This window comes from Enterobacter sp. V89_11 (genome assembly GCF_029967775.1).
In the GTDB taxonomy this organism is placed as follows: domain Bacteria; phylum Pseudomonadota; class Gammaproteobacteria; order Enterobacterales; family Enterobacteriaceae; genus Enterobacter; species Enterobacter ludwigii.
This window is the reverse complement of sequence record NZ_JASCAN010000039.1, coordinates 1-5,179: the sequence shown is the minus strand read 5'-3', so window position 1 is coordinate 5,179 and position 5,179 is coordinate 1. Positions and strand designations below refer to the sequence as shown.

Below are 5,179 nucleotides of genomic sequence, written 5' to 3'. Positions count from 1 at the left end.
CTACAATCTGTTCCGGTATTACGACCCGGACTGCGGGCGGTTTACGCAGCAGGACACATAGGGCTAGTGGGAGGATAAACCTTTACCCGTAGGCGCCGAATGCGATTGGGTGGGGTTGACTTCTTACACATTGATTCATGATACAGCCGAAGAAGAGATGAAAGATATCACGAAGAGTGGTGTAATAAGACCTTCAACAGGAGATATACTTGTCCGCTTCGAGGATGGACAATACTTCATTAATATCATACCTGAAATGATTGGCGGACTAACACTTCAAAGAGATTGATGCAATTGTGAAAATGTTACTAGGCCAATTAGAAGTTGATAGATATGGTAATGCAAGAAAATTAAAAGGAATAAGCCATTTTGCCGAAATAGCTGCTATTGGCTTAGATGGTAATTGAATCACGAGAAAATACACTTTTGATCTTGTATATAAAAGATTTTGATGATTCTAAAAGAATTGTTAAAAGAGGGAGGGATTGTAGTTGGAGAAAAAATATTTTAAAGGAAACGTTGATTTTATCTCTGGGCAAGGGTGCATTCTTAGTGAATTTATAGGAGATGTCGCGACACGTCAAATAAATATTGTTGATGGTGAGTATTATGCTTCTTCCTCTTTGTTAGATAAAAACGAACAAGTAGGTTTCCTGCTTTATGATGGTAAGAAAAGCGACTTAGACTTAAGTGACTCTGAAGAGATTTCAAATGAAGAATTTGAAAGTGTCTGGATGGATTCACTCGATTCATTTAAAGAAAAAAACCGAATAAAGTATTTATCCGGAGATGCTGTAAAGTGTTTGAACAAATCCACAATCATTGCTCACATTGTAAATAACAAAGGCAAATGGGGAAAGGGATTTGTTTTGTCTCTTTCGAAAAAATATCCTGCTTCGAAGGAAAACTATCACAACAATTTTAAAGATAACGGCGTTCCAGAATTAGGTACGGTAGATTTTGTTATGGTTGATGATCAAAAAAGGATATTTGTTGCTAATATGTTTGCACAGGATGGGATCAAGAAAAATAACAATGATGATAATCAATATGTATGCTATGAATTCTTAGATGTTTGTCTCGCAAAATTGTCTGACTTTGCGTTGGTGAATCGTCTTTCAGTACAAATGCCAAGAATAGGAGCTGGCCTTGGTGGTGGTGATTGGAGTATTATAGAGTCATTAATATTAAAAAATATTTGTTATAAGATGATTGATTGTACTGTATTGACTTTATAATTTTAAGTTAAATTTAGATACGGTTTTTTTAGTAAGGCTTATTTGCCGCTCTAAAATAAATGCATTATTGACATAGGCAAGGACTTTAGTATGCAAATATCTATAATAAATACTATTGAAAAGGAAACGAGTTACACGATAACAAGAACTACATCGAGGCTTTGAGCAATAACAACAAGTCCAGAAAGCGCTATCTTAGCTGAAGGGTGCATTGGAACTTGCCAACTGGATATTTGTATGCTTGTACAGCCCTTACTTCGATCTCGCGGAGTATGATAAGGCGAAGAAATGGGGAGAGACCACATTACGCACACGTCGAACGAATATAGGCACTGCGCCATTGATCGACCTCGGTACGGTCCGTTACGAGTGGAATTATTCGAGGAAGCGAATAAATATTTTAACGATGCTTATGTTTATGGAAAACAGCGTGCTTTTCAGGATCGGCCTAAAAATACCTTAAGTTCTCTATGCGCAAGAGGGCATAAGATAGTTAACTTGTTAAATTTACAATTTAAACAATAGGTTAACACGATGCCATCTTTAACGATGTAGTCTTTCCCTTCCGCACGAACCTCGTCTGCTTCTTTTGCACCTTGCTCTCGATTAGCGGTTAGTATACTCGCGACGTACTCCACCGTGAGACCAGCCTTACGCAGGGCTGCTGACCATCCGTAGCGAGTAAGATTGGCTGACACAGCTGAATGGTATTCGCTGGCGTAAAGCTAACCGGTAAGCCCATCACCACCCGGTTTGCTTGAGAGGGGGTCCGCCTGCTGCAGGAAGTGCGGGGAATGTGCCGTTGACCTATGTCTACAGCGATCAGGAGAGCTACGATCCGCTGGCGCGTATTGATGGCGTTGCTGACCTGAGATTTCCTGGTTCTACTGCCATCCTAACGGCATGCCGGAGCGAATGATGGATAGTGAAGGGCAGGTGCGCTGGAGAGGGGTAGACAACGCCTGGTGCAAGTTGCTGCGAAAAGGCGAGACGCAGATATCATGTTATTCCCAGGATCTGCGTATGCAGGGGCAATACCTGGATTGTGAGACCGGGCTGCATACAATCTGTTCCGGTATTACGATCCGGACAGCGGGCGGTTTACGCAGCAGGGGCCGATAGGGCTGGTGGGGCGATAAACCTTTACCCGTATGCGCCGAATGCGCTGGGGTGGGTGGATCCTGTTGGTTTAACCGTTTGCAAAAACTGATGCCCTAAACGATCAATGAGAAACATGTCTTTTGCTGAGTGGATTAAAAGAAAAAAGTAGAAATAATACCCATGTGTATTTAAGATATAAAGATGTCAGACCTATCTATGTAGGGATCACTAAGGATGTAGATATCCGTGCTGTACAGCTTGGTGACTTGGTGAAATGTTCGACAAAATAGTTAGAATTACTGAAGAACTGTTAAATTGCGGTCATGCGTGGATCAGAGAACCAGAAATTATTCACAATAATCCCCACTTTTAAAATTCTATCAATAGCATAAGTCCGACAAGAAAGTTATACTCGGATGCTATTATGTGTGGCGGAAATTGGCTTAAATAATAGGGTTAATGGAAAATGGCCGATAGACTTACTATAGTGCCAGCAAAAGAAAATCAAAAAAAATGGCCTAAAGAAGGCGATGTTTTTTACTTTCAGTTAAATGATGGTCGGTTAGGCTATGGCATGGTCTCTTTGGGTAAAATAGATGTCGGCCCGTTCAAGAATGCCATAGTTATATATATATATAACTATTTTACATCTTCGCTTCAAGAAGATGCTGTATTGGCAAAAGATAATTTGCTGCTGTCGCCAATTATTACTGATAATTCATGTTGGAAAAACGGTTATTTCGTAACGTTTAAAACTATCGACATGCGCGAAGTGGATGTCTTACCTCAACATTATTTTAAAAACCCTGTTAGAAATAAAATATATGATCATCATGGCGTGGCAGTAAACTCGCCGATTGAGAATATACTAATCGGTGAAGAGTCGATTCAATTCTATAAAAGCGTTGTAAAATCTATAGAAAGTATAATTAACTAATATGCAGGTCGGTGAGTAGTTTGTGTTTTTCGGTCTTTTATTTTTACCGCAGCATGTTATGATGATTAGCTTATAAAAAAACATATTGTAAGATTTTTGAGTGCCAGGTGGGCTTATACCTATTTTTAACCTAATCCCTTCATTTATTACTTGATAATTTATAACTATAGAAACCGATACTGCCGTATTAGTTATTTATGATTTGATGCTATTAAAGCATAGAATTAATGAGGATGAAGATTGGTGCAGTCAACCAAAAGATGAAGAAATAAAAATGCAATATGTGATCTCCAATCTTGGTGGTGACGGAACCTATAATGTCAATATTAGATACGATGTTGGTAAGTATACAGTTGCATAATTCTTAAGCGTATCTTCTGGGAAAGTTTTCATCGGGGCGGGGGAGAATGTTACGGGCGGCGCCCTTGATCCTGATGACTCCGAAGCTATGTCAGATGAGTTTATTACTTTAGAACCTGGTAATTATGAAGTTAAATATACAAAACAAGGTGCGGATGTTCTCTTTTCCTTTACAAAAGCAGCGTTTACTGAAAATGCATTAGAAGAGGGTATTTATCTCTAAATACTGATAAATCACCGGCTATTAAATGGGCAGAATTGAGAACTGAATAAACTAAATATAAAAGTATTTGAGTCTGCTGATAATGAATGGGCTAAATTTGTAACTCAGGGTAGAGCCAATACACTTGCACATAGTTATGATGCCAATGTTAGCAAACCCTGGTGCTGTAAAAAAAGGAGGAAAGGCTAAGCCCATAGGTTCACAGCTTGCTATTTTCTTAAATAAAGCTGCAACCGTGTTTGATCGTTACAAAGTAAAACAAAGGTGTAAAGGGCAATGAATATTATCAATGGTATCCAATTTAATGATTCAAATGAAAGTGTTGTTTTTAATTACTATAGTTGGGTTGAGTTAATTAAAGCGATTATTGTTAAATATGCGAATAAAACAGAGAGTGAGGCTGAACGAATAGTATTAGCCTCTCCACTTGTTCGTTTTACGGAAAATGATTACATGTCTATTGCTTTGCGCAGTCATGAAAATGAATATCATTGGGCAATGTTAATTGCTTATGGTGATCAATATTGGACAACAGGAGTTTCTCCAAATGAACCTGACGGATACTTCGAGTGGGAAAAGGAATACAAGGAAAAAAATAAACTGGCAGAAGAAAACTTTATTTTTAGTGATCAAGTGAAATAAAAAGCTTAAAAATAAAGAGCTTACCAGTTTGTATCGTATGTTATGGAATTATTATGGTGAAGCGTAAAATAATATCTCATAGTGATCCCTTTTAAGATTAAAGTTTCCGCTAAAAATTATAACGTGATCTTATGGCATAAGAGGAACTGTTTCTGTAGGTCCAACGAACGACTTAATTATTACTTAGAGAAAAACCTAACGGAAAGGCAAAGGATGAGCACGGTTTACATAGTTATTTTGACCTTTATAAAACCACTCGAAGAGATTGACGCAGCGATACCTGCTCATGTTGAGTAGCTTAAAAAGGGATACGCAGAAGGAATTTTCCTGACGTCCGGTAGACGGATCCCAAGAAACGATGGTGTCATTCTCGCTAAGTGTGAGAGTCTTGCCTCTCTTGAAGAGCGCTTGCGCGAAGATCCTTTTCAGAGGTTAAAGCTTGCGACTGCTGATCCCATTCCTTTTGAACCCAGCATGAAAACAGAACTCCTGGAAAATGTATTTTGACCCTGCAATAAAAAATAAATCAAACGTTAAACAAGAAGTTCATCACATCGCCATCTTTAACAATGTAATCTTTCCCTTCCGCACGCATCTTGCCTGCTTCTTCGCGCCTTGTTCATCCTGCTCTCAATAAGCTGTCGGTCTCAGATTTTAGCCGCGACGAACTTCACCGTG

At 38.8% G+C, this 5,179-nt stretch carries 3 protein-coding genes and 5 pseudogenes; 6 read left to right on the top strand and 2 right to left on the bottom strand.

Features of this window, described 5'->3' with window-relative positions; all coding sequences use genetic code 11:
* Positions 1-491: 491 nt before the first annotated feature.
* Positions 492-1,238, top strand: a complete 747-nt coding sequence (locus QLG09_RS22130; protein WP_047744796.1) for a macro domain-containing protein — start codon at positions 492-494, stop codon at positions 1,236-1,238.
* Between the two features lie 521 nt (positions 1,239-1,759).
* Here the strand turns inward: QLG09_RS22130 and QLG09_RS22125 are convergent.
* Positions 1,760-1,840, bottom strand: a pseudogene (locus QLG09_RS22125) (hypothetical protein); the annotation flags it as partial.
* A gap of 114 nt (positions 1,841-1,954) precedes the next feature.
* Here QLG09_RS22125 and QLG09_RS22120 point away from each other — a divergent pair.
* The 5 genes and pseudogenes from QLG09_RS22120 to QLG09_RS22100 all read left to right on the top strand — a co-directional run.
* Positions 1,955-2,433: pseudogene (locus QLG09_RS22120) on the top strand (RHS repeat-associated core domain-containing protein); the annotation flags it as partial.
* A 372-nt stretch (positions 2,434-2,805) separates the two neighbouring features.
* Positions 2,806-3,276 carry an Imm26 family immunity protein gene (locus QLG09_RS22115; RefSeq protein ID WP_049023181.1) on the top strand — a complete coding sequence of 157 codons (471 nt, stop codon included), beginning with the start codon at positions 2,806-2,808 and terminating at the stop codon, positions 3,274-3,276.
* Positions 3,277-3,436: 160 nt separating this feature from the next.
* Positions 3,437-3,859, top strand: a pseudogene (locus QLG09_RS22110) (DUF6386 family protein).
* A gap of 276 nt (positions 3,860-4,135) precedes the next feature.
* Entirely contained in the window at positions 4,136-4,501 is a 366-nt protein-coding gene (locus QLG09_RS22105) for a hypothetical protein (RefSeq protein WP_049023180.1), read from the top strand.
* 213 nt (positions 4,502-4,714) lie between these two features.
* Positions 4,715-5,008 (top strand): annotated as a pseudogene (locus tag QLG09_RS22100) (YciI family protein).
* A gap of 19 nt (positions 5,009-5,027) precedes the next feature.
* Here QLG09_RS22100 and QLG09_RS22095 read toward each other — a convergent pair.
* Positions 5,028-5,111 (bottom strand): annotated as a pseudogene (locus tag QLG09_RS22095) (DUF933 domain-containing protein); the annotation flags it as partial.
* Between the last annotated feature and the right edge of the window lie 68 nt (positions 5,112-5,179).

Excerpts from the sequence above, each read along its gene's own strand:
- QLG09_RS22115 (WP_049023181.1), top strand. The coding sequence starts at position 2,806 with ATGGCCGATAGACTTACTATAGTGCCAGCAAAAGAAAATCAAAAAAAA.
- QLG09_RS22105 (WP_049023180.1), top strand. The coding sequence starts at position 4,136 with ATGAATATTATCAATGGTATCCAATTTAATGATTCAAATGAAAGTGTT.